This is a genomic window from Stenotrophomonas sp. WZN-1 (assembly GCF_002192255.1).
Classification (GTDB): domain Bacteria; phylum Pseudomonadota; class Gammaproteobacteria; order Xanthomonadales; family Xanthomonadaceae; genus Stenotrophomonas.
The window spans coordinates 2,351,653-2,378,198 of record NZ_CP021768.1 but is presented as its reverse complement, the minus strand read 5'-3'; the positions used below and the strand labels follow the sequence as shown (position 1 = coordinate 2,378,198).

General features: G+C 67.1%; 32 protein-coding genes. 6 read left to right on the top strand and 26 right to left on the bottom strand.

The features are described from left to right. Positions 1 to 102 precede the first annotated feature (102 nt). The 7 genes from CCR98_RS11295 to CCR98_RS11260 all read right to left on the bottom strand — a co-directional run bounded on the left by CCR98_RS11295 (position 103) and on the right by CCR98_RS11260 (position 7,272). Entirely contained in the window at positions 103 to 1,812 is a 1,710-nt protein-coding gene (locus tag CCR98_RS11295; RefSeq protein WP_087922671.1) for a diguanylate cyclase, read from the bottom strand. A gap of 115 nt (positions 1,813 to 1,927) precedes the next feature. Continuing rightward, positions 1,928 to 2,554 (bottom strand): DNA-3-methyladenine glycosylase, encoded by a 627-nt coding sequence (locus CCR98_RS11290; RefSeq protein ID WP_087924178.1) that lies wholly within the window; start codon positions 2,552 to 2,554, stop codon positions 1,928 to 1,930. A 72-nt stretch (positions 2,555 to 2,626) separates the two neighbouring features. After that, positions 2,627 to 3,586, bottom strand: coding sequence for a cation diffusion facilitator family transporter (locus tag CCR98_RS11285; RefSeq protein WP_087922670.1), 960 nt, complete (start codon positions 3,584 to 3,586; stop codon positions 2,627 to 2,629). A 67-nt stretch (positions 3,587 to 3,653) separates the two neighbouring features. Further along, a complete protein-coding gene (locus CCR98_RS11280) occupies positions 3,654 to 4,223 on the bottom strand; it encodes an AprI/Inh family metalloprotease inhibitor (RefSeq protein ID WP_087922669.1) in 570 nt (189 codons plus the stop codon). 282 nt (positions 4,224 to 4,505) lie between these two features. Next, complete coding sequence (locus tag CCR98_RS11270; protein WP_087922668.1) at positions 4,506 to 4,763, bottom strand: hypothetical protein; 258 nt, start codon at positions 4,761 to 4,763, stop codon at positions 4,506 to 4,508. Beyond that, positions 4,760 to 6,112: a hypothetical protein gene (locus tag CCR98_RS11265; protein WP_087922667.1), complete on the bottom strand. Its 1,353-nt coding sequence runs from the start codon at positions 6,110 to 6,112 to the stop codon at positions 4,760 to 4,762. Before CCR98_RS11265 ends, CCR98_RS11270 begins: the two co-directional genes overlap by 4 nt. 20 nt (positions 6,113 to 6,132) lie before the next feature. Beyond that, positions 6,133 to 7,272: an SPFH domain-containing protein gene (locus CCR98_RS11260; RefSeq protein ID WP_087922666.1), complete on the bottom strand. Its 1,140-nt coding sequence runs from the start codon at positions 7,270 to 7,272 to the stop codon at positions 6,133 to 6,135. A 746-nt stretch (positions 7,273 to 8,018) separates the two neighbouring features. Here CCR98_RS11260 and CCR98_RS11255 point away from each other — a divergent pair. Beyond that, positions 8,019 to 9,512 (top strand): helix-turn-helix domain-containing protein, encoded by a 1,494-nt coding sequence (locus CCR98_RS11255; protein WP_087922665.1) that lies wholly within the window; start codon positions 8,019 to 8,021, stop codon positions 9,510 to 9,512. A 60-nt stretch (positions 9,513 to 9,572) separates the two neighbouring features. On the opposite strand, the gene CCR98_RS11250 is transcribed toward CCR98_RS11255, so the two are convergent. The 15 genes from CCR98_RS11250 to CCR98_RS11180 all read right to left on the bottom strand — a co-directional run bounded on the left by CCR98_RS11250 (position 9,573) and on the right by CCR98_RS11180 (position 19,375). Further along, positions 9,573 to 9,809 carry a hypothetical protein gene (locus CCR98_RS11250; RefSeq protein WP_087922664.1) on the bottom strand — a complete coding sequence of 79 codons (237 nt, stop codon included), beginning with the start codon at positions 9,807 to 9,809 and terminating at the stop codon, positions 9,573 to 9,575. Positions 9,810 to 10,015: 206 nt separating this feature from the next. Then, entirely contained in the window at positions 10,016 to 11,095 is a 1,080-nt protein-coding gene (locus tag CCR98_RS11245) for a hypothetical protein (protein WP_087922663.1), read from the bottom strand. A 20-nt stretch (positions 11,096 to 11,115) separates the two neighbouring features. Beyond that, positions 11,116 to 11,463 (bottom strand): hypothetical protein, encoded by a 348-nt coding sequence (locus CCR98_RS11240; protein WP_049445054.1) that lies wholly within the window; start codon positions 11,461 to 11,463, stop codon positions 11,116 to 11,118. A gap of 47 nt (positions 11,464 to 11,510) precedes the next feature. Further along, on the bottom strand, positions 11,511 to 12,104 hold the full coding sequence (locus CCR98_RS11235; RefSeq protein ID WP_087922662.1) for a RebB family R body protein: 594 nt from the start codon (positions 12,102 to 12,104) through the stop codon (positions 11,511 to 11,513). Further along, positions 12,101 to 12,337 carry a RebB family R body protein gene (locus tag CCR98_RS11230; RefSeq protein WP_087922661.1) on the bottom strand — a complete coding sequence of 79 codons (237 nt, stop codon included), beginning with the start codon at positions 12,335 to 12,337 and terminating at the stop codon, positions 12,101 to 12,103. Before CCR98_RS11230 ends, CCR98_RS11235 begins: the two co-directional genes overlap by 4 nt. Before the next feature lie 70 nt (positions 12,338 to 12,407). Beyond that, positions 12,408 to 12,680, bottom strand: coding sequence for a RebB family R body protein (locus CCR98_RS11225; RefSeq protein ID WP_005416651.1), 273 nt, complete (start codon positions 12,678 to 12,680; stop codon positions 12,408 to 12,410). 60 nt (positions 12,681 to 12,740) lie between these two features. Beyond that, complete coding sequence (locus tag CCR98_RS11220; protein WP_006446865.1) at positions 12,741 to 13,007, bottom strand: RebB family R body protein; 267 nt, start codon at positions 13,005 to 13,007, stop codon at positions 12,741 to 12,743. Positions 13,008 to 13,033: 26 nt separating this feature from the next. After that, positions 13,034 to 13,303: a RebB family R body protein gene (locus CCR98_RS11215; RefSeq protein ID WP_005416649.1), complete on the bottom strand. Its 270-nt coding sequence runs from the start codon at positions 13,301 to 13,303 to the stop codon at positions 13,034 to 13,036. Between the two features lie 43 nt (positions 13,304 to 13,346). After that, the gene (locus tag CCR98_RS11210; protein WP_005416648.1) at positions 13,347 to 13,637 is read right to left on the bottom strand and encodes a RebB family R body protein; all 291 of its coding nucleotides are present in this window, start codon (positions 13,635 to 13,637) and stop codon (positions 13,347 to 13,349) included. Between the two features lie 300 nt (positions 13,638 to 13,937). Continuing rightward, positions 13,938 to 15,254 carry a transporter gene (locus CCR98_RS11205; RefSeq protein ID WP_087922660.1) on the bottom strand — a complete coding sequence of 439 codons (1,317 nt, stop codon included), beginning with the start codon at positions 15,252 to 15,254 and terminating at the stop codon, positions 13,938 to 13,940. A gap of 49 nt (positions 15,255 to 15,303) precedes the next feature. Next, positions 15,304 to 16,053, bottom strand: a complete 750-nt coding sequence (locus tag CCR98_RS11200) for a hypothetical protein (RefSeq protein ID WP_087922659.1) — start codon at positions 16,051 to 16,053, stop codon at positions 15,304 to 15,306. Positions 16,054 to 16,066: 13 nt separating this feature from the next. Beyond that, on the bottom strand, positions 16,067 to 16,771 hold the full coding sequence (locus CCR98_RS11195; protein WP_087922658.1) for a C39 family peptidase: 705 nt from the start codon (positions 16,769 to 16,771) through the stop codon (positions 16,067 to 16,069). 99 nt (positions 16,772 to 16,870) lie between these two features. Continuing rightward, the gene (locus CCR98_RS11190; RefSeq protein ID WP_087922657.1) at positions 16,871 to 18,187 is read right to left on the bottom strand and encodes an adhesin; all 1,317 of its coding nucleotides are present in this window, start codon (positions 18,185 to 18,187) and stop codon (positions 16,871 to 16,873) included. A 43-nt stretch (positions 18,188 to 18,230) separates the two neighbouring features. Further along, positions 18,231 to 18,800 (bottom strand): hypothetical protein, encoded by a 570-nt coding sequence (locus CCR98_RS11185; RefSeq protein ID WP_087924177.1) that lies wholly within the window; start codon positions 18,798 to 18,800, stop codon positions 18,231 to 18,233. Between the two features lie 44 nt (positions 18,801 to 18,844). Continuing rightward, entirely contained in the window at positions 18,845 to 19,375 is a 531-nt protein-coding gene (locus CCR98_RS11180) for a hypothetical protein (RefSeq protein WP_087922656.1), read from the bottom strand. A gap of 396 nt (positions 19,376 to 19,771) precedes the next feature. Between CCR98_RS11180 and CCR98_RS11175 the strand changes: the two genes are divergently transcribed. Next, on the top strand, positions 19,772 to 21,127 hold the full coding sequence (locus CCR98_RS11175) for a sigma-54 dependent transcriptional regulator (RefSeq protein WP_087922655.1): 1,356 nt from the start codon (positions 19,772 to 19,774) through the stop codon (positions 21,125 to 21,127). Positions 21,128 to 21,146: 19 nt separating this feature from the next. Here CCR98_RS11175 and CCR98_RS11170 read toward each other — a convergent pair whose 3' ends face one another. The 3 genes from CCR98_RS11170 to CCR98_RS11160 form a co-directional block, all read right to left on the bottom strand. After that, entirely contained in the window at positions 21,147 to 21,506 is a 360-nt protein-coding gene (locus CCR98_RS11170; protein ID WP_232463004.1) for a hypothetical protein, read from the bottom strand. A 245-nt stretch (positions 21,507 to 21,751) separates the two neighbouring features. After that, a complete protein-coding gene (locus CCR98_RS11165) occupies positions 21,752 to 22,633 on the bottom strand; it encodes a PD40 domain-containing protein (protein ID WP_087922653.1) in 882 nt (293 codons plus the stop codon). Continuing rightward, positions 22,630 to 23,673: a twin-arginine translocation signal domain-containing protein gene (locus CCR98_RS11160; protein WP_087922652.1), complete on the bottom strand. Its 1,044-nt coding sequence runs from the start codon at positions 23,671 to 23,673 to the stop codon at positions 22,630 to 22,632. The genes CCR98_RS11165 and CCR98_RS11160 overlap by 4 nt, the downstream gene beginning before the upstream one ends. 91 nt (positions 23,674 to 23,764) lie before the next feature. Here CCR98_RS11160 and CCR98_RS11155 point away from each other — a divergent pair, with 91 nt between their 5' ends. Genes CCR98_RS11155 through CCR98_RS11140 form a run of 4 tightly spaced genes read left to right on the top strand, consistent with a single transcriptional unit; the run spans position 23,765 to position 25,812 of the window. Continuing rightward, on the top strand, positions 23,765 to 24,691 hold the full coding sequence (locus CCR98_RS11155) for a LysR substrate-binding domain-containing protein (protein WP_087922651.1): 927 nt from the start codon (positions 23,765 to 23,767) through the stop codon (positions 24,689 to 24,691). Next, positions 24,688 to 25,149 (top strand): AraC family transcriptional regulator, encoded by a 462-nt coding sequence (locus tag CCR98_RS11150; protein WP_087922650.1) that lies wholly within the window; start codon positions 24,688 to 24,690, stop codon positions 25,147 to 25,149. Before CCR98_RS11155 ends, CCR98_RS11150 begins: the two co-directional genes overlap by 4 nt. 10 nt (positions 25,150 to 25,159) lie before the next feature. Then, positions 25,160 to 25,585, top strand: coding sequence for a VOC family protein (locus tag CCR98_RS11145; protein ID WP_087922649.1), 426 nt, complete (start codon positions 25,160 to 25,162; stop codon positions 25,583 to 25,585). Continuing rightward, complete coding sequence (locus tag CCR98_RS11140; RefSeq protein ID WP_087922648.1) at positions 25,582 to 25,812, top strand: hypothetical protein; 231 nt, start codon at positions 25,582 to 25,584, stop codon at positions 25,810 to 25,812. Before CCR98_RS11145 ends, CCR98_RS11140 begins: the two co-directional genes overlap by 4 nt. Positions 25,813 to 25,819: 7 nt before the next feature. On the opposite strand, the gene CCR98_RS11135 is transcribed toward CCR98_RS11140, so the two are convergent. Then, the gene (locus CCR98_RS11135) at positions 25,820 to 26,515 is read right to left on the bottom strand and encodes an HAD family phosphatase (protein ID WP_087922647.1); all 696 of its coding nucleotides are present in this window, start codon (positions 26,513 to 26,515) and stop codon (positions 25,820 to 25,822) included. Between the last annotated feature and the right edge of the window lie 31 nt (positions 26,516 to 26,546).

The following is a 26,546-nucleotide window of genomic DNA, read 5'->3' as shown; positions in this document are numbered from 1 at the left end:
AGTGGCGCCGAGCCGATGCCCGGCTGCTGTCCGGCCAGTCCACGATGAACCCTGCGCAGCGCGCAGCACGCCGAGCATTGGCTCGGCTCTGCAACCGCGGTCTCAGGATGCGGGCCGGGGATGCTGGCGCACGCGTGCGCGCTCTCGATACAGGCGGCTGTCGGCACGCTGCAGGGTATCGGCCACCGATTCGCCCGGGGTGTGGTGGGTTGAACCGAGCGAGAACGGCGTGGGTGACTGTCCCGCCTGCTGCACATACCACTGCTCCAGTGCGGCCAGCCGTCCTGGTTCCGGCGCGGTCAGCACCACCATGAATTCGTCGCCGCCCATGCGCACCACGTTCTCGGCCGCACCCAGCGGGGCACGCAGGAAGGCGGCAAATTCGACCAGTACCGTGTCACCCCGCGCATGACCCTGGGTGTCGTTGATCTGCTTGAAATGATCCAGATCGAACATCAGGCAGGCCCAGGGCTGGTCGACCAGTTCGTCCAGGCGAGGCAGGAAGCGGCGGTTGTAGCTCTGGGTGAGCGGGTCCTTGAAGGACATCTCGCGCAGCTGCTGCTCCTGCATCCGCAGTGCCGTAACGTCCTGTGCATGGCCCAGCACGTAGGGCGGATGGGCCTCGCTGTCGAGCACGTTGTGATAGGCCCAGAAATGCCGGGTGCCATCGGCGGCGATCAGTTCGATGACGCCGGCATCGGTGTGGTTGACTGCGATGCGATCGAGATAGGCCTTGAATGCGGCCTGTTTCTCCGGCGGCATCAGGTCGCACAGGCTGCGCCCGATCATGTAGCTCTCATCGAAGCCCAGCGACTGCACGGCCGCCGGGTTCACCGAGGTCAGCACGCCATCGAGCGTGTGCGTGCAGATCAGGCCCAGGCTGTAGTGGAACAGCCGCCGGTAGCGGGTTTCGCTGGCCTCCAGTGCATCCAGCGCGGCACGTTCCTCGGTGATGTCCTGGATGGCGCCGACCAGCCGCGGCCGGCCATCCACCTGCTGCCGCCCTCCAACGACCCGGGTCCAGATCGCGCGGCCGTCAGCGGTGGTCATCGGCAGCTGCACTTCCCAGGATGTTCCTTCGTCGATGCAACGCTGCACCGCAGCCTGGATGATGTTGCGGCTGTCCTCGCGATAGAACGACAGCGCGGTGTCGAGCGTCGGTTCGAAGTTGCTGCGCACGCCGTGGATCAGCTTGGTCTCGCGGGTCCAGCGCACTTCGTTGCTGGCCAGGTCCATCTCCCAGCCGCCCACCCGCGCCGCGCGGTTGGTGCGTTCCAGGAAGTCCTCGCTGCGCTTCAGTTCGCGATGCAGGGCCTTGGCCTGGCCGACCTGGGCCATCAGCGTGCTGCGCTGTTCCAGTACCTGCGTGGTGACCCGTGCCAGATGCACCATCAGTTCGCGCTGCGAGGGAGACAGCACGCCCGGCATCGGGTCGAGCAGGCACAGTGTTCCTATGCGCGCACCGTGCGCCGAGCCCAGCGAGATGCCCGCGTAGTGGCGGATGCGCGGGCCGCCGGTGACCAGCGGATTTGTGGCGAAGCGCGGGTCCTGGCGCGCGTCCGGGATCTCGAACAGCGCATCCTGCTGGATGGCGTGCGTGCAGAATGAAATTTCGCGTGCGGTTTCGCTGACGCCTTCCAGTCCGATGTTGGCCTTGAACCACTGTCGCTCGTCGGCCACCACCGAGATCAGCGCCATGGTCATCCCGGTGGCGGCGCGGGCCGCGGCGACGATCGCATCGAAGACGGGCTCAGGCGGAGTGTCGAGCAGATGCAAGCGGTCGAGTTCAAGCAGTCGTTCGGCTTCGTCCATGGCGCGTTTCAGGGCAGGGTGGCGAGGGCGGCTTCGGCGGCTGTCGGGCACTACGCTAGTGCGTACCGCGTTATGTATCGCCACGACGGGGTGACGCTGACGTGACGCATCCCGGTCAGGGTTTGCGGGGCACGCGCAAGGGGCGTACCGAAACGTGACGGTGGTCGCGAACATGCCAGCGCCAGGGAAAGTCCACCGCACGGGTGATGCCGATACGGGGCCCGACCACCGGATCCCTGGGGGGAGGCACGCCATCGCTGGCAATGACGATGCCGTGGCTGCCGGTCACTAGGTCTGCGCCATCGAAGCTGCGATCCAGCCCGAAGGCCTGCGAGAGCTTGCCGGGGCCGCTGGCCAGATCGTGGTCGCGGCGCGCGGCGGGGCGCAGTTCGCGCATGCGCTCCAGGCCCACCAGCGGCTCGATGGCCCGCATCAGTACCGCCACGCCTTCACCCACTTCCCCACAGACAACGTTGCTGCCCCAGTGCATGCCGTAGGTGAAGTAGACATACAGATGCCCGGCCTCGCCGAACATGCTGGCCGTGCGCGGGGTCTGCCCACGATAGGAATGTGCGGCCGGATCGACACTGCCCGCGTAGGCTTCGACTTCAACGATGCGACCGGCTCGGCCATCGTCGCGGACCAGGAGTTTGTTGAGCAGCTCGGGCGCAACCTCGACGGGCGGACGCCGGTAGAAGCTGCGCGGGAGGATCTGGAGAGAGGCGGGCAACCAATCCGGCACGGTGGAGGCAGGCTCGGGCAAACGTGGGTGGCACTTTGGCATCAGACAGGTGAAACGCGCGCAGACGCAGCGTCATTCCGGCGCAGGGGGAGCGGCCAGTGCGGCCCTCCGTGCGTCATAGACCTCGGGCGTCTGCGGCTTGATGAACAGTGCGACCAGTTCCGGATACTCCCGCTTGACCGCCGTTTCGATGCGGGTGATGCAGGCTTCAATCTGCGGGGTCTGCCGATCGTCCTCGAACTCGGCGCTGAGCATGGCCACGACCTGTTCCGGCCCCATCTGCATGGTGGTCACGCCGTTCGCGCGACGCAGGTCCGGATCGGTCTCGGCCACCGCCATGATCCGCTCGGCCACCGCCGGGTGGGCCGGTTCACCCACCAGCAGTCCCTTGGTTTCGCGTGCGAGAAGAAAGGCGGTGGCGGCAAGCACGCCGGCGATGCAAAGCGACGCCACACCATCAAGCACCGGCATGTCCAGAACCTGGGCGGCCACGAGTCCGATCAGTGCGAAACCCAGGCCCAGCAGGGCCGCGCTATCCTCCAGCAGCACGGTGAAGGTGGACGGGTCCTTGCTGCGACGGAAGGCTTCGAAGTAGCCGAGTCTGCCCTTGGTACGCCGGAATTCCCGCAGCGCCACCCACCAGGAAGCGCCCTCGAACAGGATGGAAATGCCCAGCACGCTGTAGCTCAGCGCGTGGTTGCTGGCCGGCTCCGGTCGGCGGATATGCTGGATGCCCTCGTAGGCCGAGACGCCGGCACCGGCCGCAAACACCAGCAGAGCGACGATGAAGCTCCAGAAGTACAGCTCACGGCCATAGCCGAACGGATGCAGGGAATCCGGCGCCTTGCCTGCACGACGCAGGCCGTACAGCAGCAGTACCTCGTTGAGGGTGTCGACCAGCGAATGCACGCCTTCGCTGAGCATGGCCGAGCTGCCGGAAATGCCGGCTGCGATGAATTTAGCCACGGCGATAGCCAGGTTGCCAGCCAGTGCGGCATAGATGACGAGGCGGGAGCCGGTGGGGGCGGACATTCGGATCTGGGGCAGGGAGAATGCCTGATCTTCCCGATCAATGCGTGCCCGCTGCGTGCACGTATGGTCAGCGCCCCTTGGGGTTCAGATACAGTCGCGCCCCGTCCGACTCACGATAGCCTGACCAGCGGCCTCCGCCCGCCGCGCGAAACCGTCCGAGTACAGTGTTGCTGGAATCGGTGAGCAGCAGTTGGTTTCCGGACAGCAACCAGCGGTTGGCCGAGAAGAAGCCATCCGGGCAGCCGGCAGGCACATAGGCGCTGTAGCCACCGAACCACTCGATGTTCTTCAGCTCGATGGTGCAGGTGCTGCCGTTCTCCTGGCCCAGTGTCCAGCTGCCGAACAGATCGCTGTCGCGTACATCGCGGTCATCGCGCCAGTCGTGGCTGTTGTCATGGACGCCGAAGCCCACGTCGATGCCTTTGCTTTCGCTGCGCGACTCAGATTGCGAGCTGCCACTGGTGGTGGTCTGCGTGGTCATCGAGCCACTGTTCTGGGTCTCGGTGCTGCTCGATTGGGTGGCCTGGTTGGTACGGATGGTCTGTTGGCCGATGCCGAACGAGGCATCCTGGCCCAGGGCGGGCAGGGCCAGGCAGCACAGCGCGGACAGGCAGGTACGGGCAAGCAGGGCAGCCATCGCAGGATCCTCGGAAGGGTGGACCGCGCGAGTATCGAACCGGCGGGGCGGGAGACGGTGTGAGGGCGCGCCTCGGCGCCCCTCAATCGGCCATCACCCGCCCAATGGCATCGGCCAGCAGGGCGCGTACCCGTTCCGGCGGCAGGTCCGGGTCGCGTACCGCGCCCATGGCCAGGCCTTCCACCAGCAGCCGCAGCAGCAGGGTGCGCCTGGCAATGCCTTCCTCGTCAACGTGCCGGCCCGCACTCGCATCGCGCTGGCGCAGCCAGGAATGGCCTGGCGCTACTGATCGGGCTTTACCCGCATCACCCGTTTCCGGTACTCGTACACATTGTCACCGCGGATACGCTTTTCCTCGGTGCCGGTCACCCGGCCCACCTGCTGGTCCGAGCCGGTCACCGGCTGGGTTTCGATCTCGGTTTCGTGTTCGAAGGAATGCGATTTGTCGGTGTTGCGGTAATAGCGGTACAGCGCCCAGTACAGCGCGGTTGCGCCGGCCGGGCCTGCCGCCAACAGCCAGAGACCACTGTCATCACTCATGTCGATGCCACCAGGAAGGCAATTGCGAGGGCTTCAATGACGGTACCGGTGGCCAGTGCCGCCAGCAGCATCTTCCATTGCTGCACGGGCACGCTGCCCATGGTTTCGCCGGTACGGCCGTTCACCGCGATGTAGTGCAGCATGCCACCGTTCTTGCCGGGCTGGTGGTACGAATACAACCACACCGGCAGGTACATCGACACCCAGCGCGTGCCATGCACCTCCAGCTGTTCCTGTTCCCAGCGTACGCCACGGTTGTAGCGTTTCACCGAACTTTCCACCTGCGCGCGGGCGATCGACAGCAGCTGGTCTTCCAGCCGCGGCCGCAGCTTTTCCACGTCCAGGTTGCGCTTCTCCGAAGTGAAGCCGGCCAGGTACGAGGCGTTCCACTTCACCGCGTTCTTGGTATCGAACGGCAGGATGGTGTTGATGATGTTGTTGGTGTTGGCGCGGGTGTCCAGATTGCCGCGCTCGGCAGAGGACTCCAGTGGAAGATCATCCACGGTGAAATCGACCTGGCGTTCGACCTGGTAGACATCGGCATCGTACAGGGTGCGCTTGTTCTTCTCGCTGCCGACGGTGTACTCACGCGTCTTGATCTCGCCCTTGCCGGCCACCGCCGCGCTGACATTGCTGTCGACGATCATGTAGGGCAGGAACACGCCCACCACGTTTTCCGGGGTGAACTGGTCCTTGAACGCCTTCAGCGCGAACATGCGGCGCTTGTCGACGAACTGGCGGATGCGTGCGACCGCATCGTCCTTCCTGACGTGGAAGGGCAGCACCGCATCGGGTACCGCGCCATTGGCGATCTGCTCGTTGACGCCGAATACATGGCGGCACCAGTGGCAGCGTGCCGTCATCGTACTCTCGGTGTTGACCGTGACTTCAGCGCCGCAGCCCGTGCATTTGAATGTCATCAGTGCCGAGGTGTCGGCATCGATGTCGCGCGCGCCGGAGGCGATGACCGTGCCGCGCAGCTGGTCGATGGCCTCGCCCAGCCCGAATTCCTCCTCGACGCGTGCGCCATGCCATTCGTGACGGCAGTACAGGCAGACCAGGATATCGGTACCGGCCTTGGGCCGGATGTCGGTGGCACCGCACTTCGGGCAGCGGTTGAGGCCGTCCTTCAGCTCGCTGGCCGAGGTATCGATGGCCACAGGATCGGGCGCTTCCACTTCATCGCGGATGGCCTGCGGCAGTTTCGAGGTATCCAGCGGGAAGCTGCCGGGCAGGGGAGGGACGTCCTGCGGCGAACCGGGCCCATCCAACGACGCCGCCGGCAAGGGCGGCGGCGTCGCGGGCGCGGATCCGGGCAGCGGCGGCGGGCCGTTTCGGGGATCTGACATGTTGGGTGTGCGTCCTGCTGTTACAGGCCCAGTGCCTTGGCCTTGAGCGCGTCGTAGTCGCTCTGGGTGATCAGGCCCAGATCGAGCATTTCCTTGGCCTTCTTCAGCTTGGCGACCGGATCGTCTGCCGCCGGGGTGACCGGCTGCTGCATGCCGCCGACACCGAACATGCCCGACGCCATGCCGACACCGACCAGGCCAGCCGCGCCGCCGTTCTCGCCGGCCGACTGGATGCCCTGGGCGACACTGGCCTGCAGGTTGGAATTGCCGCGCGAGCCCGACAGGGCATCGGCACGCTGCACGGTCTTCAGCAGTTCGCGGGTATTGGCGTCGTACTCGATGGAGACGATGGCGGTCTTGACGATGGCCAGGCCACGGTCGGACTTCCACTGGTAACCCTGTTCGACCGCAGCCGACAGGCTCTGCGCGAAGCCCAGCGAGTCCTGCTGCAGCTTGGTGATGCGGTTGCCCTTGCTGGGATCGTTCGTATACAGGCTGAAGGCCGGGGCCAGCGAACCGACCACTTCATTGAACAGCTGGCTGGCGGCGGCGTTGTCCAGGTCGGTGAAGTCGAACACCTGGCCCGGCTGCAGGTAGCTGGCGGGCACGAAGTTCTTCACGAACAGGATCGGGTCGACGATCTTCAGCGTGTACGAGCCACGCGTGACCGCACCCACCTGGGTGTTGAGGAAGCCGTCGTCCCAGTAGATTTCCGACTGGGTACCGAAGCGGTTGTCCGGCAGTTCCTTCAGCGACACGAAGTAGGCCGCCTGCTGCGAACCCGGCTGGCCGCCGAACTTGAAGCGTTCCCAGCTCTGCTTGATGAAGGTGCTGACCAGGCCGTCGCCGGCGAAGATCGACTGCGAGTTCAGGTCGTCCGAACGCCACTCGTAGCCACCCGGTTCGGCGACGAACGCGGTGATCGCGCCGTCCTGGAACAGCAGCAGGCCGTAGCCTTCCGGCACGATGATCTTCGAGCCGTTGGTGATGATGTTGGACGAGCCACTGGTGTTGGAGCCGCGGCCGGCGTGGGTACCGCGCGGCACGGCCGCGAACAGCGCCGCCGTGGACGGCAGGCCCGCCGGCACGGTGTAGAAGTCCTTCCACTGGTCGGCCAGCACACCACCGACCGCACCCTTCACCGCCTGTACCAGACCCATGTCCAACTCCCTGTGATTCGAGGGCAGGCACCATGCCTGCCGAGCTGGACTGACTATAGAGGAGCGGGATGGGCCGCCGCCACCGTCGCAGCCGCCTCCCATTCATCATGGTGCGGCGAGGGCGGGGGAACCAGGCCATGCCGCGCATGATCAGGGCTTGGCCGATCAACAGTGCCCGGCACAGCGGGAGGGTGAAGAAGGACGTGATCCCGACCGCTGCCGTCGAATCGTCGGGTAGTTGAAGTGCGGCTGCACGGTCGAACCGGCGGAGACGCTGTCATTACGATGCACGCGCGCGTGCGTGCGGCGCGGGCTTTCATGCTGATTATCCGTTCGGACGGCTGAGGCGCTTCGCCCTGGCCCACTTTTGGCAAAGCGGCGTGGCGGCAGGTGCGCGACAAATATCCGGCGCGGATATTCACGTCATTATCATGCTTATTTTCTGGAAACTCGTTTCCCATAATCCAGGGACGCGATGGGTGCAACACAGGGAGCGGCGCGTCACAGTCAGTGCCGCCCGGTGGTACACGACCCAGGCCTGGACGACGTCCGCTTTGCCGGCCTCCAGCAGCGAAGGCAGTTCCCGGTACATCGGGAGCGGACAGCGTGCACGGCAACAGCGGTGCGACCTGCGGGCACGGCGTGCGGCGTGGACGTCGCAGCATCCCGCGATGACGCCGGACGGCCTGCATCGCGAGATCGCCCGGTGCAGTTGCATCGGGTTGCCATTCCAAAGGGGAGTTTCGATGCACAGGCAAGTCAGTGAGATGCTGCAGCGCGCTTATCGGCCCTATCCTTCGTTGCCCGAGCTGCTGGGAGCGTTCGTCAAGGAGCTGTCCGAGCACAAGGTGATGCGTGGCGGGCAGGTGCGGCTGCGCAGCGCGGCGGCAGGGGCAACGGCCGCGCTGTCGACGGCCGCCGGGGACAGGGGAGCGGATTCCTTGCAGCGGGTTCCCATCCGCTATGGCAGCGAGGTACTGGGTGAGCTGCACCTGGAAGGTGAAGCCGGCCGCCTGGATGGTAGTGCCTTGGCGTTGGGGGAGCAGTTTGCCCAGCGATGCGCGCACCTGATCAAGCGCTACGAAGCCAAAGACTGGGCCGAACAGGCACTGAGCCGGCCGCTGCTGCTGGTCGGCGCCGGCGAGGCGCTGAAGCAGATGGACGAATTCGTCGAACGCGCGGCGGCCAGCCCGCTGCCGGTACTGCTGCGCGGTGAGTTCGGGACCGAGAAAATGGAGCTGGCCGCCGCCCTGCACAGTGGCGGCCCGTACCGGCAGGGCCCGTTCGTAGAGGTGAACTGTGTCCACCCGCAGGGCGAAGCCTGCGACTGGTTCGCGCATGCACAGGGCGGAACGCTCTACTTCCATGAAGTCGACGAATTGCCGGTGCCCCTGCAGGGCCAGCTGTCACACCGGATGCGTGGGCTGCCGGCTGCACATGCCGAGGCACAGGCGGCCGGTTCGATACGGGTGATCGCCTCGACCAGCGCGGACCTGGAGCAGCGGGTGCGGGAGAAGCAGTTTTCGCGCGCCCTGCTGGCGGGCCTGGAGTTCCTCACCGTGGATATCCCGCCATTGCGCGAACGGGTGGAGGACATCGCCGCGCTGGCGGCACGTTCGCTGGAGCTGCATGGATTCAATCCCCATGTACTGGGTGACGACGTGCTGGAAGCACTGTGCGCGCATGACTGGCCCGGCAACCTGCTGGAGATGGAGCGGGTGGTGGTGCGGCTGGCGGTGATGACCGGTGGCCGCTGCATCCGTCGCGACGACCTGGCACGGCACGCGCCGGATCTGGCAGCAGCCAGCGCCAGCAGCGATGCCGGGCGCGTGCAGCGACTGCCGCCGGGGGCGGAGCCGGCCGCCGCGCCTGGGCCCGGCCGGGAGGAGATGCCGCGGGCCGCGCATGAAGGCCTGCACGATGGGCTGAAACGCGCCCTGGCCTATCTGAAGGACCATGCTGCGGAGCCGCTCACACTGGGCGACCTCGCTCGCCAGGCGCATGTCAGCCAGTCACACCTGGGGTTCCTGTTCCGCAGCGAACTGGGCACGACCTTCAAGCTGCTCCTGCAGCAGCTGCGCATCGAGCATGCCAAGCAGTTGCTGCGCGATGGCCAGCGCCTGCGCATCACCGATGTGGCGCTGCAGGTCGGCTTCGGCGACCTGAGCCACTTCGAAAAGAGCTTCCGGCGCGCGGTCGGGGTCAGCCCGCGCAGCTACCGGCGAACGGCGGATCAGTAAACGGATACGCCCCGGTGCAGGCCTGGGCCTGCCCGGGGCGCTGGGGGGGCAGACCAGGCGTTAGCGCGCGTTGGCTTCAGCAGCGCGCTGCACGGCCAGTTCGGCGGCTTCGTCTGCACGGCGTGCCGCCTCGGCGGCGGCCTCGACTGCGCGTTGCGAGACCTCCATCGCGGCGCAGATGCCCTTTTCACTGGCGGCCATGGCGGCGTCCGCGAGTTCCTGGGCGATCTCCATTGGGGTTTTTCCCGCCGGATAGGCGGGGGTGGGCATGCCGGGAAGCGGGGTCGGGAAGGTCATCGTCGGTGCTCCTGCTGGGGATGAGGGGGGAACACCGTCGTTACGTTCCCCCAGGATATGGCGCAATGCAGACTGGGCATCGGCCAGGATCTTCTGCGCCTGTTGCCGGGCCGCCAGGCGTCCGGCGGCAACGGCCGCGCCGGCCGCCGAAGCCAGGGCCTCCGTCGCTGCCTGCACGCCATCGCCAGCTGGCGCCGGAGGCGGGTTCACACCGTACCCGCCCGGTAGCCCACCTGCGCTTCATCGCCCAGGTAGTGACGGGAGCGGTGGTAGTCCTGCAGGGTGATCACATTGTCCTCCACCTGTATCAGCGCCTGTCCTCTGGAGCCATCGATCGCGAACTGCACGCTGGCACCATCCTGCCCGAGCTGGCCACGGGAGACCGGGTGTTCGTTGAGGAACTCCTGCGCATCACGCAGCTGCCACTGCGCGGCTTCGCGCAGGCTGTGGTCATCCCGCAGCAGGTCGGGGCCGTTGTCGAAGCACAATGCCATCTGCTGGGCAGCCAGTGAGATGCGTGCATAACCAATCTGCCGGTTCGCGGCCAGGCTTGCGCCAATCGCCTCGCGCACCTGCTCCGGCGACGGCAGCTGTGGCAGCTGCGGCCCGTCCAGGAAGTCGAACAGCATCGGCAGCAGCTGCTGCAACGCGCGGGTGGCACGGGTCATTCGTTGCTCGCTGCTTCCGCCCCCTGCGCTCACGTGCTGGTAGAAACGGAAATAGTCGGCAAACTCGATGGGCCGGCGTGCGTGCAGCAGCGCGAAGCGGGCAGCGTCGGCCAGATCATCGCGCCCTGCGCTGGACATGCCCACCTCACCGGCCAGCTGGTAGAGCGCCACCGATTCACGAAAATCCAGTTGCTGCAGCAGAGGTGCATCGGCCGCATTGATTGAAGCCAGGAAGGGGCGGATGGCACCGAGTTCGGTATTGGTCAGCAGCCGGTGCCTTTCCAGTACCTCCTGTGCCTCGCTGTGCGACAGGCGTGTCTCTTCGCCCAGTTCGATGTTGCGCAGGGCATCGAGGTCGCTGGTCCTGAGGCTGAGCAACTTGATCGGGCCGATCTGCAGGCCGATGCGCGGCAACCAGGTCATGCGCGAACCATGCAGGCCCTGTTGCACCCCATCAAGCATCGTGCCCTCGTCGGAGAAGGCGTAGCGGTGCTCATGGGATTCAATGGCCCACCTCAACCAGTGCTCGCCACCGTCGATGAACTGAAGGACCCGCCGGCACGATTGGCTGAGCAGGTTGGCCTGGGGAATGGAACGACCGGCAATGAAAACGCTCATGCGTGGCTCTCCTGGCGGCCTCACTGGGCCGGAAAATCCTTGAGGACGGTCGCAGCGGCACTGCCGACCCGGGTGAAGTCGTCGGTGGCCCCCTGCATCATGGTCTGCGCCTGCGTGAGCACCCTTGCATACTTCTCGTCCCCCGTCGCCAGGTACTGGGCCATGGCCACGCCGGCCGCAGTGGTCGCGATGGTAGAGACATTGCGCAGGGCGTCGGCGGCATCCTGCACGGCGATCGCCGCAGACTGGGCCACCGACTGGTAGGCCTTGCCGGCGCCACTGGTCTTCACCACGGATGCGGACATGGTGGCCGTTTGCACATGGTTGATCACATCGATGACCTGGGCGTTGACATAGCTCGGGTCCATACGGGCTCCTTGATGGGCGGGTGTGGCCGCAGGCGGCCTGCACGGTATCAGGCTCCGGCGTCAGCGTCGCCTGTGGCCGGGGAAGGGGAAGGGGAAGGGGAGTCTGGCGCGGGATCCTGGGCGGGACCTGCGGCCGGATCCGGACCGGACGCGGGGTCGGGCGCAGGACCGGGCGCGGGCGCTGCCGCATTGCCTGCAAGCGTTTGCAGTGCATGCAGGCTGCTGGTAGCGGCCGCAGCGTCGGCAGTGGCACCGTGTGTCTGTGCCTGCAGGACGCTGATGGCGGTCTTTCCTTCTGCGGTGGCTGCGGCGATCACTGCCGCAGGCGAAGGGGGCGCCGGCACCGGGCCGGGCAGGGGAATCACCTGCGGCGGTGGTGGCGGAGGCGGTTCCGGCGCAGGTGGCGGCACCGGCCAGGGGGCATTGATCATCTTCGCGCAGGTGGCGGTGACCGCTGCGTTGCTGACCATGCCCGCACCCTGCTGGCGCGCGACGGCGTTGTGCATGGCGGTGCCGAGCGTCTCCAGCATCACCATGTCCAGCATGCTGAAGGACTGCGCCGGCCCCTGTGCCACCAGCAGGGTCGACGCAGCGGTGACGCTGTCGACGATCTGGCTGTTGACGGTGTTCTCACTGTTCATGACGGAACGGCTCCCTTCTGGATGATCAAGGCCAGGACCTGGGCCAGGCTTGCGCCGGCGGTCACCTGGCCGCGTTGCTGGTTGGCCACCGCGTTCTGCATGGCAAGGCCGAGGCTGTCGGCCATCGCCAGGTACGTGGCGGACATCGCGAACGAGGGGGCGAGGGCGATCGCCACCCCGGAGCCGGTGCTGGTTGCAGCCAGCAGGTAGCCGGTGGCGGGCGATGCGGCCATCGATCAGGGGCCCGGCGTGACGCCGCCCTGAGCGGGGGCGCGGTGGTTGGCGTCACGCCGGGCCGACACGTCAGCGCAGGCCCAGGATTTCGCGGGTGGCCACGCCGTTGGAGGCGGTGTCGATCGCATACAGCGTGGACACCCCCTGGGTGGTCGACGCCTGCATGGTCACGTAGGACTGCTGCTGGTTGTTGGTGGCGTTGTGCGCGGCGTTGGACAGCGCCTGGCTGGTGGCCACGAACAGGTTGCCCATTGCGATGGCCGGCGCATCACCAAGCACCTTGGTGTTGACCTGCGAGACCGAATCGGTGATCTGGCTGTTGACGGCGGTGGGAAATGCCATGGTGGAAGCTCCTAGGGTGGACAGCACTACAGGAACGGAGATTGCCGGCACTCAATGGATTCAGCCGAGAATCTTCCGGGTGGCGGCGCCGGTGGCGCCGGTATCGACGGCGTAGAGCAGCGCGACGCCCATCGTGGTCGCGGCCTGTGCCGTGACATACATCTGCTGCTGGGCGAGCGTCGCGTTGTGGGCGGCATTGGCCAGCGCCTGCGCGGTGGCCTGGTACAGCGTGCCCATGGCCGTGGCAGGCGCCACGCCCAGCACCTGCAGGTTGGCCTGGCTGACCGAGTCGGTGATCTGGTCGTTGACGGCGGTGGGAAATGCCATGGCTCAGCTCCTTGCCTGCCGGCGCATCACGCGCCAAGGATCTGCTTGGTGGCCACGCCGGTGGTGGCGGTGTCGATCGAGTAGAGCGTGGCCACACCCATGGTGGTGGCCGCTTGCGCCGTCACATAGGACTGCTGCTGCGCATTGGTGGCGTTGTGGGCGGCGTTGGCCAGCGCCTGTGCAGTGGCCTGGTACAGATTGCCCATGGCCACGGCGGGCGCGTCGCCCAGTACCTTGGTGTTGGCCTGGGTGACCGAATCGGTGATCTGGTCGTTTACAGCGGTCGGGAATGCCATGTCGATCTCCTTGGGGTTGGCGGGTCAGCTACGGAACGACGGATCAGGAACCCAGGCCGCGAACGCGGGTGCTGAGGATTTCCTTGCTTGCCACGGCGGTGGTCGCGGTATCGATCGAGTACAGCGTGGCCACGCCCATGGTGGTGGCCGACTGCGCGGTCACGTAGGACTGCTGCTGCGCATTGGTGGCGTTGTGGGCAGCGTTGGCCAGCGCCTGCGCGGTGGCCTGGTACAGGTTGCCTACTGCCACGGCGGGCGCGTCGCCCAGCACCTTGGTGTTGGCCTGGGTGACCGAATCGGTGATCTGGTCGTTTACCGCGGTTGGAAATGCCATGTCCTGCTCCTGCGAAAGGGTGGAAGTGCGAGGTATCCAGTCTCACGGTGCGTTGCCTGCAGCGGCCTGGGCTTCACCGTGGGGCCAGAGTAGGAAATGGCGTCGCCGCCGGATTGGCGGAATCGACGGAGAATGCGGGCGGATCACCGTGAAGGTGCGGCGGGAATACGGTGGAACTGATGATCAACGCCGTCATCGCCAGCGCTGGCGCGCTACCCGGGAGGACACACAGGGCCCGCACACGGCGGCCGCGATTCGACGACGACGGGCAGCGGCCACGTCGTCGCCGGATCGGGCGGGTCAGAGCATGTAGGGAATCTTGAATGCCAGGGTGAAGTCCGGTGCATCCGGGGTCAGCCCGATGCCCAGCAGGGTGACCAGCGTGGTGTGCTGGTTGAGTGCATAGGTCACCCCCAGATTCAGTGACGCAGCGCTGCCGTCGCTGCCGATCACCTTCATCCACTTGCCACCCTGGAAACGGGTGGACGCGCGGGCGCTGATGCGGTCGCTGAAGGACAGGCTGAGGCTGGTGCGCTCGTTGAACGCGAAGGCCACGCCGGCGCCGAAGTAGACCGAGCCGCCGAGCTTCACGTCACCCGGGTTGATCGTGTCGGGGTTGCTGTCGATGTCACTGAAACCCCGCGGGAACGAATGCACGTAGCCGAGGTTGGCGAACAGGATCGCCGGATCGGCGGTCTTGACCATCGACAGGCCCACGTTGGCCTGCCACACGCCATTGCCGGTGGGTTGCTCCCTGGGCACGGCGAAGCGGATGTAGTCATCGTCGTCGCGTTCGATCACCTTCCAGTCCAGGCCGTAAGGTGCGCGCCCGGTGGGGGCGGTCACGCCGGCGGTGAGCACGGCTTCCGGGCGCCAGCCACGTTCGCCGAACAAACGATAGTTCGCACTCAGGCCGATATCGCCCAGGCCGTTGCCATTGGTTTCTTCCTGCGCGATCGCAGCCGCCGCGCCGCCGGCGCCGCCCTTCTGGTAGACGGTGCGCCGCGCCAGGTAAGGCACGTCCAGGTTGAGCGTCAGGTTCGGGCTGACGCCCCAACGGGCGGCCAGATTGTAGGTAAGCGAATCGGATTCGACGTTCTCGATGGCGATGTTGCCGAGGAAGATCGCATCCAGTGCCAGGAAGCCGTTGAGGGTGAGCTGCTTGCGGTCGTAACGGGCGTAGGTGAGGCTGTTCTCGACGGTGAAGCGGCGCGAGAACAGTGCCGACTGCTGTTGTTTCACATCATCCACGCTGCGCCGCGATTCCTGCTTTGCCTGCTGCGCCTCGGCGGCGGTACTGGCGTAGCCCTCGCTGCTCGGCGGAACGGCCGCACCACTCTGTAGAGTCGAGCCACGCTCGACTGCCGTAGCCGTAGCCGTAGCCGTAGACAGGGCCATCGAGCCAACCTTCCCACTCAGCCGCGCCTGCATGGCCTGCACCTGCATGTCCAGTTCGCGCAGGCGCCGCACTTCCTGTGCATAGTTGGATTTCAGTTGCTCCAGCTGGTTGGCCAGTGCCTGCACGTCGGCGCCATTGTCCGCCGCGGGTGGCGCGGCGAAAGCGGTTCCCGCCAGCGCCGCCAGCGCCAACGGGGTGATCCTCATCAGGGTGTGCATGTTCGTGTCCTGCGTTGTGGAACGCTTCCCCCAACGCCGTGCCGTAGTGCTACCGGCCCGGCCCCATGCCGCGGTTCATCGCAATCGCCTGGGCCACGTTCTGGCTCAACGGCAGGTTGCCGCCCGCGGTATCCCGCACCAGCTCCAGCCGCAGCTGGTTGCTGGCGATCTGGCCGTCACCGTTCAGGGCGATGCCCTGGCCGACGCTGCCGTTGCGTATCCATTGCTGGACCAGGCCCTGGCCATCCACCTGAAGCTGCAGGCGTGCCTGGTTGCCATCGAGCACCGCAGAGGCCGAGATGCCTGCATCCTGTGCACTGAGCGAATGCGCACCGTCACCCGACAGCACCGGCACCGCGCCATTGCGTACCACCAGCGTGGTCGCATTGCGTGCGATGTTGCCGTCGCCGGCCACCTGCACGCTCTGCACCAGGCCGCTGGCATTGGCCAGGCCACTGCTGTCGATGTGGCGCCCCTGCGTCTGCGGCAGCGGCGCATCTGCGGGGGTCACGTGCACGCTGGGCTGGAAGCTCAGTTTCGGGCTGCCGCCGCCACGGAAGTCCATGCCCAGGGTCAACGCACCCTGCAGCGCACTTCCGTTGCCGGCCTGCCATTGCGAGACCATCGTCACTCCGAACCAGGCCACGGTGTTGCCGCCCACGGTGTAGCGGCCGCGCATCAGGTTCAGTTCGGGGTCCGGGATTTCCTTCAGGCCGCGGCCGGGCGCGGCATCCGCTGCCTGCAGGGGCAGGGCGGGGCACGCCAGCAGCAGGACCAGCAACAGGGGGTGGCGGAACATGGCGGAGCCTCCTTCAGAACAGGTCGGCGTGGCTGAAGCCGAAGTCGACCAGTTCGGCATCGGTGATCGGCCCCTGCCGCGCGTAGAGCGCGCGGGCGCTGGGCCGTTCGCTGGGTTGCAGCAGGACTGTGTTGCGATCGAAATCACTGCCGATCACCACGAATACGGCACGCGAGGGCCACGCAGCGAGGAATTCAGGCAACGCCAGGCTGCGGTTGCCAAGGATGGGATCAGCCACCTCGACGACGCCGTCGCGCACCTGCTTGAGCACCACGAAGTGGCGGAAGCCACGCACGTCCATCAGCACAAGACCGGGAACGCGCAAGGTGCGCAGGCGTGCTTCATCGATGCGGTAGCCGCGCCCGCGCATGCCCAGTGATTCCACGTAGCGCTTGATGTCGAGCAGCGAGAAGCCGCGCTCGGCCACCAGCGCCGGATCGGAGACCCCCATCATCCCTTCGATCACCGTGGCCTCGTCGGTCTGCAGGTGGTAGGCATGGCGCAGGATGGTGGCCAGTGCCGCCGCTCCGCAGCTGTAGTCAGTGTGCTGCCGTACCACGTTGCGGTAGCGCCGTTCCTGCATGCTTTCCACCTTCTGCTGCAGCAGTGCGCCATTGGGCAGCACGCCGGCGAAACGGACATCGCCCGCCCACGCCGACGCCCCGCCCAGCAACAACAGGCAGGCCAGCAGGCGTATCGAGAGGCGGTAGCGGCTCATCGTGTTCTCCAGCAGCAGGAGGGAGCCCCTGCCCCAAGGGGGAGGAGGGACAGGGGCTCCCGGGAACCCGGCCATTGGCGGACGGCCGGGGTGGTGCGCTTACTCGCCGCTGCCGCCACCGCCGCCGGTGCTGGGCTGGGCCACGGCCAGGGCCAGGCTGTTGGCCTGCAGGTTGCCGGTGCCCGCCGCGACGTTCACGCCGATGTTGCCGGAGGCGCCGGAGAAGGCACTGCCGGACAACGCCGAGGTGTTGGTCGCGTTGACGTTCACCCAGCGCGTGGTGCTGACCGTGCCGCTCAGGCTGGCATACAGGTCGGCCACGCCCAGTTCGACGAACTGGCTGGTGCCGCTTTCACGCGTATCGAAGCCCAGGCCGCCCACCCCCGGCCGGTTGGGGTTCATCGTGGCGTTCTGGATCTGGTTGTCCAGGTCGATGTGGCCGGTGCTGTTGCCACCCGGGTGCGGCAGCTCGCCATTCCAGGTGTCCAGGTAGTAATTGGCCATCTGGTAGGCGTTGCCGGTGCCGCGGTAAGTGCCCGCACCATAGGCCAGGGTCAGGCCGCTGACGCCGCCATGCATGCCGACCTGCACGGTATCGGTGTAGGACTGCACGAAACCGGCGTTGCTGACCGTGTTGCCGGTGGAGACCTGGTTGGAGCTGATGCTCGACTGCGCCACCGCCGTGGTCGCTACCGAGGCCGCGAGCGCGTTCTTCTGCTCGTTGTTGTTGCCCGAGGCGATGTTCACGCCGATGTTGCCGGACGCGCCGCCGAAGGCATTGCCGCCCAGGCCTGCGGCGTTGGTGACGCCGGAGTTCATGGTGGCATTGCCGAAGCCGGCCTGGTTGACGAACACCTCGGCGTCGGCCATGCCGAAGCTGAAGGAGGCGTCGGCAGCGGACAGCGATGCGGCATTGTCCTGTGCGTTGTTGTCGCCGGAGACCACGTTGAAGCCCAGGTTGCCGGAGGCACCGGCACCCACGCTGTCACCGATGGACGCGCTGTTGGTGACCAGGCTGTTGCTGGTGGCGTTGTTGCTGATCGACTGGCGGTTGTCGATCACCGCGATGGCCGCAGAGTCGAGATCGATGTCGCCGGTGATGTTGGGGTCGCCGGAGAAGTTGACGTCGGTGCTCAGGCGCAGGTCCTTCTCCAGGTTCACGTCGACGCCGTGGTTGTTCTTTTCCTTGCGTTCGTCGGCCTGGATGTTGCTGTGCTTCTGCACATTGACGTTGACGGTGCGGTTGCGCACGTCGTTGTCGGTATGGTTGTGGGTGTCGTTGCGGGTTTCGCTGACGGTGTGGTTGTGGTTGATGTTCGCGTTGGCGTTCTGGTTGTCCCAGCCATTGGCCGCAGCGGCGGTCGAGGCAGTGGCAATCGCCATGGCGAGCATGGTCCGTTTGACGGTCGCTTTCATGGTGCCCTCTCTCTCATCAGGTGGTGCATCGGTTGGGTGGTTGTCACGGGCGGTCCTGCACGACCAGGCCCAGCACATTGGCCGTGTCGTTGCCGCTGCCCGCGATCTGATTGAGTTGCAGGACCCCGTCGAATCCCCGCAGCGCCGTGCTGGTGACACCAGCGCTGCGGGTGCCCGTCGCGACGCCGCGACCGGCGTCGTCCCGCCCCCCTGCCAACGCGGAACCTTCGGCGGCCAGCGCCGTATCGTCGGTTTCGCGTATGCCCTGTCGGGCCAGCGTCGCGCTGACGACGTTGAACGTCGTGTTGGCGATGCCGCTGGCCTGGTTGATGGATGCGATGCCACTGGCGCCCGCCAGTGCGTTGCCGTCGATGACGGCGGTGGCGTGCAGTGGTGCGCTCAGCACGCGATTGCCGCCCTGCAGTTGCCGGTTGGTGATCGACACGCCGGCACGTTCGCCCGTGGCGATGCCGCGCAGGTTGGCCTGCAGGTTGAGGTCGCCGGCGGCCTGGTTCACCGCGATGGCGCCGTTTGCACCCGCCAGGGCGCGGCCGTCGATGCGGGCCACGTCGAGGTAGGCGAGCATGCCGCTGTAGTCGTCGGCCTGCGCCATCAACGGCGTGGCGAACAGGGCCAGCAACTGCCAACGTACCCGCTTCACTTGCCACCTGCCGGGGCCGGGCCCTGCAACGGGAACTGGGCGAGCGCGCCGCGCACGGTATCGCTGATGCCGCGTGTGCTGTTGCCGACGGCGCCGAGTGGGCCACCCAGGGCGCCACCGAGGCTGCTGCCGACCATGCCGTCACTGCCGCGGCCCAGCGTGCCACCCAACGCCTGCTGGGTAACCCGTTCAACCGTCGTCCCACGCGGCGACGCGGCGGAGGCCGCCTGTCCGGCCCCCATGCCGGCATAGTCCTCATCGCTCAGTTCGTCCATGCCGGTCGACGGGCCAGCGGTGCCCAATGCGCTGGCAATCTCGCGCTGCGGTTTCGGGTCGGCGATCAGCGCCATGCCAGGGGGCGCCATGCGATAGGCCGGCCGCGCGGCCACGTCCCGCAACAGGACAATCTCGCCCGGTTGTGCCTTCACGCCCTGGCGGGCGCCGGATGCAGCGGCGTCCGCGCCAATCGCCAGCAGGCTCACTGCAAGCGTTGCGGCCAGGCCGCGAAACAGGGTGGTGCCGTCCATGCCGATCTCCCGCGATGGGTGCGGCGGAACCACGCATCAACCGTGCCAACCCCGGAAGGCCTGTGCGGCCTGCCGGCAGCCGCTGGACGGAGCAGGGTGCTGCTGCCGGGCTGTTACAGCGGCGTGGGAAGAATGTTGGAACTGCGCAGGGCCAGGCGCCGCAGGGCAAGGCGGGCGCCCGACTGTCGCATGGGTGTTACAGGCGGCGCCGCGGCCTGTAACGGCGCCGCTTCAGCCAGTGTTTTCTTGACGCGCCGCTCATTGCGCCGTCGTTTAGCTCAGCGCTAGGATCCGCCCAACAAAGGCCGCCGCGGTGGCCGTAGAGGTCCCGGCGGGGGGCGGCACGCCGGTGATTGCCTGACAGTCCGCCGACGGTGTCCGGATGCTGGGGGAAGCATGGCGGCGGTCCCGGAGGCTTCTACATCACGTTGCGTGCTCTGGTTCGGCGAGCCGCTGGCGAACGAGCGCAGTGCGCTGGCGGCCGCAGGCTGGTACGTGCGTCGCATCCAGCCTGATCCGGCGATGGCGATCGGGCTGCGCGGGCGTGATCGGCTGCTCGCCGTGCTGGATCTTCGCCATCTGGATACACCCGCGCTGCAGTTGCTGGCGCCCTGGATCGAACAGCACGCGCATCTGCCCTGGCTGGCGGTACTGCCACCCGGCGCGGGGCCCACGCCGGCGGCCTGGTTGCCCCTGCTGCAGCGCTGCCTTGCGCGGTTCACGCTGCCCTTCGGGCTGCACGACCTGGTGGCGGCGATGCGCCAACAGTTCGAGGCGGACGAACCTGCTGCCGATGGCGCCTGCGGGGGACAGGGACCGCGCGCATTGATCGGCGAAAGCCCCGCGCTGCACGCGGTGCGCACGGTACTGCACAAGTTTGCGCCGGTTGAACTTCCGGTCCTGGTGACCGGTGAAACCGGTACGGGCAAAGAACTGGCGGCACATGCACTGCACGCGCTGTCCGGGCGCGCTGGGAAGCCGTTCATCGCGGTCAACTGCGGTGCCATCCCGGCCAACCTTGTGCAGTCGGAGCTGTTCGGCCACGAGCGCGGTTCGTTCACCGGCGCCGACAAGCGCCAGATCGGCGTGTTCGAATCGGCGCACGGTGGCACCGTGTTCCTTGACGAGGTGGGTGACCTGCCGCCCGAGGCGCAGATCAGCCTGCTGCGCGTGCTGCAGGAGGGCACGTTCGAGCGCGTGGGCAGCAGCCAGCCGCTGCGCGCGGACGTGCGGGTACTGGCGGCCACCCACGTCGAACTGGAGCACGCAGTGGCGCAGGGGCGGTTCCGCAGTGATCTCTACTACCGGCTCAACGTACTGCGGCTGCTGATGCCGCCACTGCGCGAGCGCGGTGCCGATGTGCAGCTGCTGGCCGAACACTTCCTGCGCTGCTTCCGGCTGCGCCACAGCGTGCGTGCGCGGGGTTTCGCACCGGCGGCGCTGCAGGCGCTGCGTCGATTCGGCTGGCCCGGCAACGTGCGTGAACTGCTCAATCGCGTGCAACGGGCGGCGATCATGGCAGAAGGCGAGCTGATCAGTGAGCGCGACCTGGAACTGGGCGAGCCCGCGCAGGCGCTGCCGAGCCCGATGCTGCACGATGCCCGCGGCCAGGCCGAGCGCGATGTGCTGCTGCAGACGCTGCGCCAGACCGGCTACAACGTCTCGGAGTGCGCGCGGCAGATGCAGATCTCTCGGGTGACCGTGTACCGGTTGTGCCGCAAGCATCGGCTGGAACTGCCGGCGCAGCGCTGATCAGCCGGCCGCGACGTGCTCAGGCATGGGTATCTCCCGCGACGTCGATGCGTGGGCTGCGGAAGCCCATGGCGATCCAGGCCGTCATCAGCCGTGCATAGACCCGCAGCGACCGGGTCTTCAGGTTCGGCACATCGTCCGGAAGGGCAGACGCATCAGGAAGATCACTGACCATCGTCCGCATCTCCACGGCGGGTCTTTCCGATGCCGGCCACAGCAGGCCATACAGGCTCAGCCAATGGCCACCGCTGAACTCCAGGAAGAGCGGCGTATTGCAGCAGCCCGCCAGGACCCGGCGGCTTCCGCCCCTGGTCGACAGCCGAAATGCGTGGAGCAGGGATTGCCCCGCCTCGATGCGGACGCGATCCTTGCGCTGCATTACGAAATGCGTCTGGCCTTGTGGTCCAAGTACCTGCGGCGCTCCAGGCATTGACTGCAGCTGGGTGCCGGCCCTGCGGCAGCTGTCGCAGCAGCATTCGACGGTGGCGATGGGGCGACCGGTGATGGCCAGGCGGACCTGGCCGCAGGCGCATGCAAGGGACTGATGGGAGGGCATCTGCATTTTCTCCTTGGGTATTCATCCTCTCGACGAACCGGGGCGCTGCAAATCGACACCACCTGCCTTCAAGGCTGCGTCATCCGGTAGCGGACGCGGTACAGGTCCAGACCCTCACCGCCTGCGCGGCGCGCTGAGTAGGTGAGCATGTCGCGGCGCGAACCATCCAGCATTGCGCCGTAGCTGTCGCCGCCAGGCTCGTTCATGGGCGAGGACAATGCATGGCCCGCGTCATGGCGGCCTGCATGCTCGTAGGCAACGAACTGGCGCACCGGTGCACTGCCAAAGTCCAGGGCACGGGCAAACACCACCGTGCGGCCATCGCCGAGGAAGGTGGCATCGAATTCCTGCGCGGCGGTATTGATGCCGCCAGGCAGCGCCCGCGCCGGCTGCGTCACACCGCCGATCATTGCCGCGCTATAGAGGTCATGGCCGCCTGCGCCGCCCGCACGATCGCTGGAGAACAACAGCGTACGATCGTCCGGCGAGAGCATCGGCGCGAACTCGTCGGCCGCACTGTTCACTGCAGGGCCAAGATTGACCGGCGTGCCGAATTGACCGTCGCCCCCCACGCTGACCCGGTACAGATCGTCGCCGCCCTGGCCGCCTGCGCGGTCCGAGCAGAAATACACGACGCGCCCATCTGCGGAGAATGCGGGATCGAAGTCGCGCCCCGGCGAGTTGAACGGCACTGGTGTGGCGGGCCGCCAGCGATCACCTTCGCGGTGCGAGATCCAGATGTCATACCCGCCCGGACCGCCTGGCCGGTTGCGGCTGAACCACAGCGCGGTCTTTCCGTCCGGGCTCAGGGTCAGTCGGATCTCGTCATGCCGTGTGGATGCAATGCCGGGGGCAAAGCGTTCGGCGGGGCCTATGAGCTGCAGCCGTCCCGAGGGCGATGCGAGAGACGATGCAGAGACCAGCAGCATCACCGCCAGCCGCGCCTTCATGCCTGTCGCTCGAAGTCGCTGACCCAGTTGGTTTCCCAGCTGCGTCCGCCATCGGCCGAGGCCGCCTGTTCCCAACGCGCCGAACGCGGGGTGATGCGTGACCAGATCACCCGCGTCTGGATCGCTTGTCCGTCGTCGTGCTGTTCTTCGCCGAAGAAGCGGCCGACGCCGGCGTCGAAACCACCGCGCAGTGGCGCGCCGATACGAGTCGGCTCGCGGCCATCCAGCCACCAGCTCAGCCAGTGCCGCTCAGCTGCATTCCAGGCGCGGATGCCCATGCCGCGCAGTGGCGCGCCCGCCACGTCCATCAGGTTGTCGCCCACGTTGCCGAATCCTCCCAGTACCGGCCAGTTGTGCAGTGTGCCGGTGAAGCGCTCCCAGGCGTCGCTGCCTGCCAGCCGTGTACGCAGGCGGCGATGGCGCACGTTCCAATGGCCCACGAGGAAATCAAAATCGCGCGGTGCATCCGGCCGCTTTGGAAGTGGCGAGGGGGCCGCCGCAGTGCGCCGGAACCAGTTGCGCCAGTTGACCTCCCAGTGCTCGCCGGCATCGGCAGAGAACGCCTGTTCCCACCACGGTTCCTCGCCATGGATGTCGTGCCAGCGGAACCACACATCGATCGGGCGTCCGTCGATCCGGTCGTGGCCGCGGAAGCTGCCGGCAGTGTTGTTGAAGCCCCCACGCACCGGCGGCTCGATACGGCCTGGCGTGCGACCATCGATCCACCAGATCGACCACATGGACGACACCGGATCGAACGCACGCACGCCCAATCCCCTGTAGGGGCCCGAAGGCAGCGCCATCAGGTTGTCATCGATGGTGCCGAGCCCGCCCAGGGTCAGCCAGACCGCGCTGGAGCCGGTGAAGGACTCCCAGCGGGTATCTCCCACCAGGCGCTCCTTGAGGCGCTGGTGCCGGACCTGCCAGTTGCCCTGCAACCATTTCCAGTCTTCGCTGTGGCTGGCCCGGGCCCATGCGGAGGGCACGGCGCCGGATGCTGCAGCGGCGGCCAGGGTGGCCAGGAACTGCCGTCGATCCATGTGCGTGATCCCATGCCGGAGGTGCCGCCATCGTTGCGGGTAAAAGGGGGATTGACCACGCAGATATCGAGGCTCAGGCTAAGCCACACTTATGGTGACCCAACGCCAGCTGCCGTCGCTTGCCGCCATCCGCGCCTTCGAGGCGGCGGCGCGGCTGGGCAGTTTCGCCCGTGCCGCCGAGGAGCTCGACACCAGTGCGGCATCGGTGAGTTACCACGTGCGCCGGCTGGAGGCCCAGACCGGTACCTGCCTGTTCCTGCGCCACGCGCAGCATGTGGAGCTGACGGATGCCGGTGCCAGCGTCGCGCATGAGGCCACCCGGGCCTTCGACGCGCTTCGTGCCAGTTTCATGCGCGCTGCGGACATGGATGCCTCGCGACTGCGTCTGTCTGTACTGCCAACACTGGGCACCAGTTGGCTGACGCCGCGCCTGGGCAGCTTCCGCACCCTCCATCGGAACATCGTGCTGGAACTGGACCTGTCGGCAGAGCCGCAGGACCTGGCCGCCGGGCGTTTCGATGCCGCCATCCGCAACGGGCAAGGCGCGTGGCCCGGGCTGCAGGCCACGCCCCTGTTCCCCAGCATTTTCACCCCGTTGTGCGCGCCAGCGCTGCTGCCAGCAGCAGACGGGCTCGGTCGCTGGGCGTTGGAGGTTCCGCTGCTCGGCAGGCCCGACTGGTGGGCACTGTGGTTTTCCGCACATGGCACTGTTCCGCCGCCGGACGCGGAGAGCTTCGTTAGCCCCTTTGCGGTAGAGCATCTGGACGTCAGCGCTGCCATTGCCGGGCAGGGCATCGCCATCGGTTCGCCAATCCTGTTCCAGGCCGAGCTGGACAGTGGGCGCCTGGTGCAGGCACATCCCGGAGTCGCCAGCGACGGACGTGGTTTCTGGTTCGTGGCACCGACGGCGCGCAGCCGCAGCACCAAGGTCATTGCATTCGGTGACTGGCTGGGCGAGCAGGCCGCGCAGGCCAAGCATGCGGCGCGACATCATCTGGCGCGCACGGTAACGCCATGAACCAGAGCCCCGAATTGCTGCGACGCCTGCTGCGCGCCAAGGACCGGATGGACCACGCCAGCCACGAAGACTGGCCGGTGGCCCGCCTGGCCGAGGTGAGTGCCGTGTCACCTGCGCATTTCGCGCGTTCGTTCAAGCAGGCATTCGGCCTGCCACCGCACCGCTACCTGCTGAGCCGGCGCATCGAACGGGCCGTGGCGATGTTGCGTGACACCGACCTGCCGGTCACTGAGATCGCCGCGCAGACCGGCTGGAGCAGCCTGGGCACCTTCGGGCGCATCTTCCGTGACATCACCGGTGACAGCCCGGGCAATGTGCGCGAGCGTGAGCGCGCCGGCCGGATGACGCCGGCCAGCGTGCCGGAATGCCACGCACGTGCCGCGCAGCGACCGGACCTGAACATCGCAGTTTTGGAGAAGCGCCGCCGCGAGGCGGTTGCTAACGTGGGCCCCACCTGAGGGAGGTCCCATGACAAACACTGTGAACACGGTCGGCCTGTATGTGCGCGACCAGGACGAAGCACTCGCGTTCTACGTCGGCACGCTCGGCTTCGAAGTGCACACCGATGTGCGCAATGGCAGCTACCGTTGGCTGACGGTACGCAGCCCCGGCCAGGACGGATTCCAGCTGGGGCTGTTCGTGCCCGGTCCGCCCACCCACGACGCGGCCACCGCGCAGGCGCTGCAGCAGCTGGTGGCGAAAGGCGCAATGCCGCCGTTGGTGCTGGCCGTCGATGACTGCCAGGCACGCTATACGCAATGGCTGGCGCAGGGCGTCGAGTTCACCCAGGAGCCGGTCGAACGCTACGGCGCCATCGACGCCGGATTCCGTGACCCATCCGGCAATGGCTGGAAGATGATCGAAGCCCGTTCCGAAGCGAGGCGCCGTCAATGAGCCGGGGTGGCTGGGCGCGGCCGGTGCATCGCTGGACCTCCATCGTCTTCACCTTGGCGGTGATCGCCAACTTCGCTGTTCGCGGGCTGGGGCAGGGCGAGCCTGCAGCGTGGATCACCTATTCGCCGCTGCCGCCACTGTTCCTGCAGCTGTTCACCGGCCTGTACCTGTTCGTGCTGCATTACACCGGGAAACGCCGCAACGCCCCACTGGGCGCTGCGGGCTGAGGCAACGTCAGGCGGCCGCGTTGGCGGCGTAGGCAGCCAGCAATGCCGGCAGCTGGTCCATGCGCTGGAAGATCACCTTCGCACCCGCAGCGCGCAGGGCCTCCGGCGTGCTGTGGTGCGGGCCGCCCTCGCTGAAACCAAACACGGTCGCACCCGCCGCGACGCCGGCGGTCGCGCCGGTCACGGTGTCTTCGATCACCGCACAGCGGGCCGGGTCCACACCCAGCGCAGCAGCGGCGGCCAGGTACACGTCCGGGTGGGGTTTGGTGCGCGGCATGTCCTGGCCACTGAAGACATGGTCACCGAAGGCATCGAGGATGCCGACCTTGCCCAGCTGCAGCTTCACCTTGAACAGGTCGGCACCGGATGCACAGGCAATGCGGCCACCGGTCGCCGCGGCGATCGCACGCACGGCCTCGGGCGCCCCCCGGATCGCCTCAAGGTCCTGTTCCAGCGCTCGGTTCCGCTGCTGGCGGAATTCTTCCAGCCATTCCTCGGTGAACGGCTTGCCGGTGCGCTCTGCGATCAGCCCGGCCAGATGGGCCACGGATTGGCCGAGGAAGACCTCGCCCGCCTGCGCCGGGGTCAGCGGCCAGCCGCGTATGGTCAGCATTTCCGAGAGCACACGGGCCACCAGCGGCTCGGAATCGACCAGCACGCCGTCGCAGTCGAACAGCACGGCATCGAAGGGGAAACGGGACATCTACTACTCCGGGAACAGCCAAAGGGGCAAC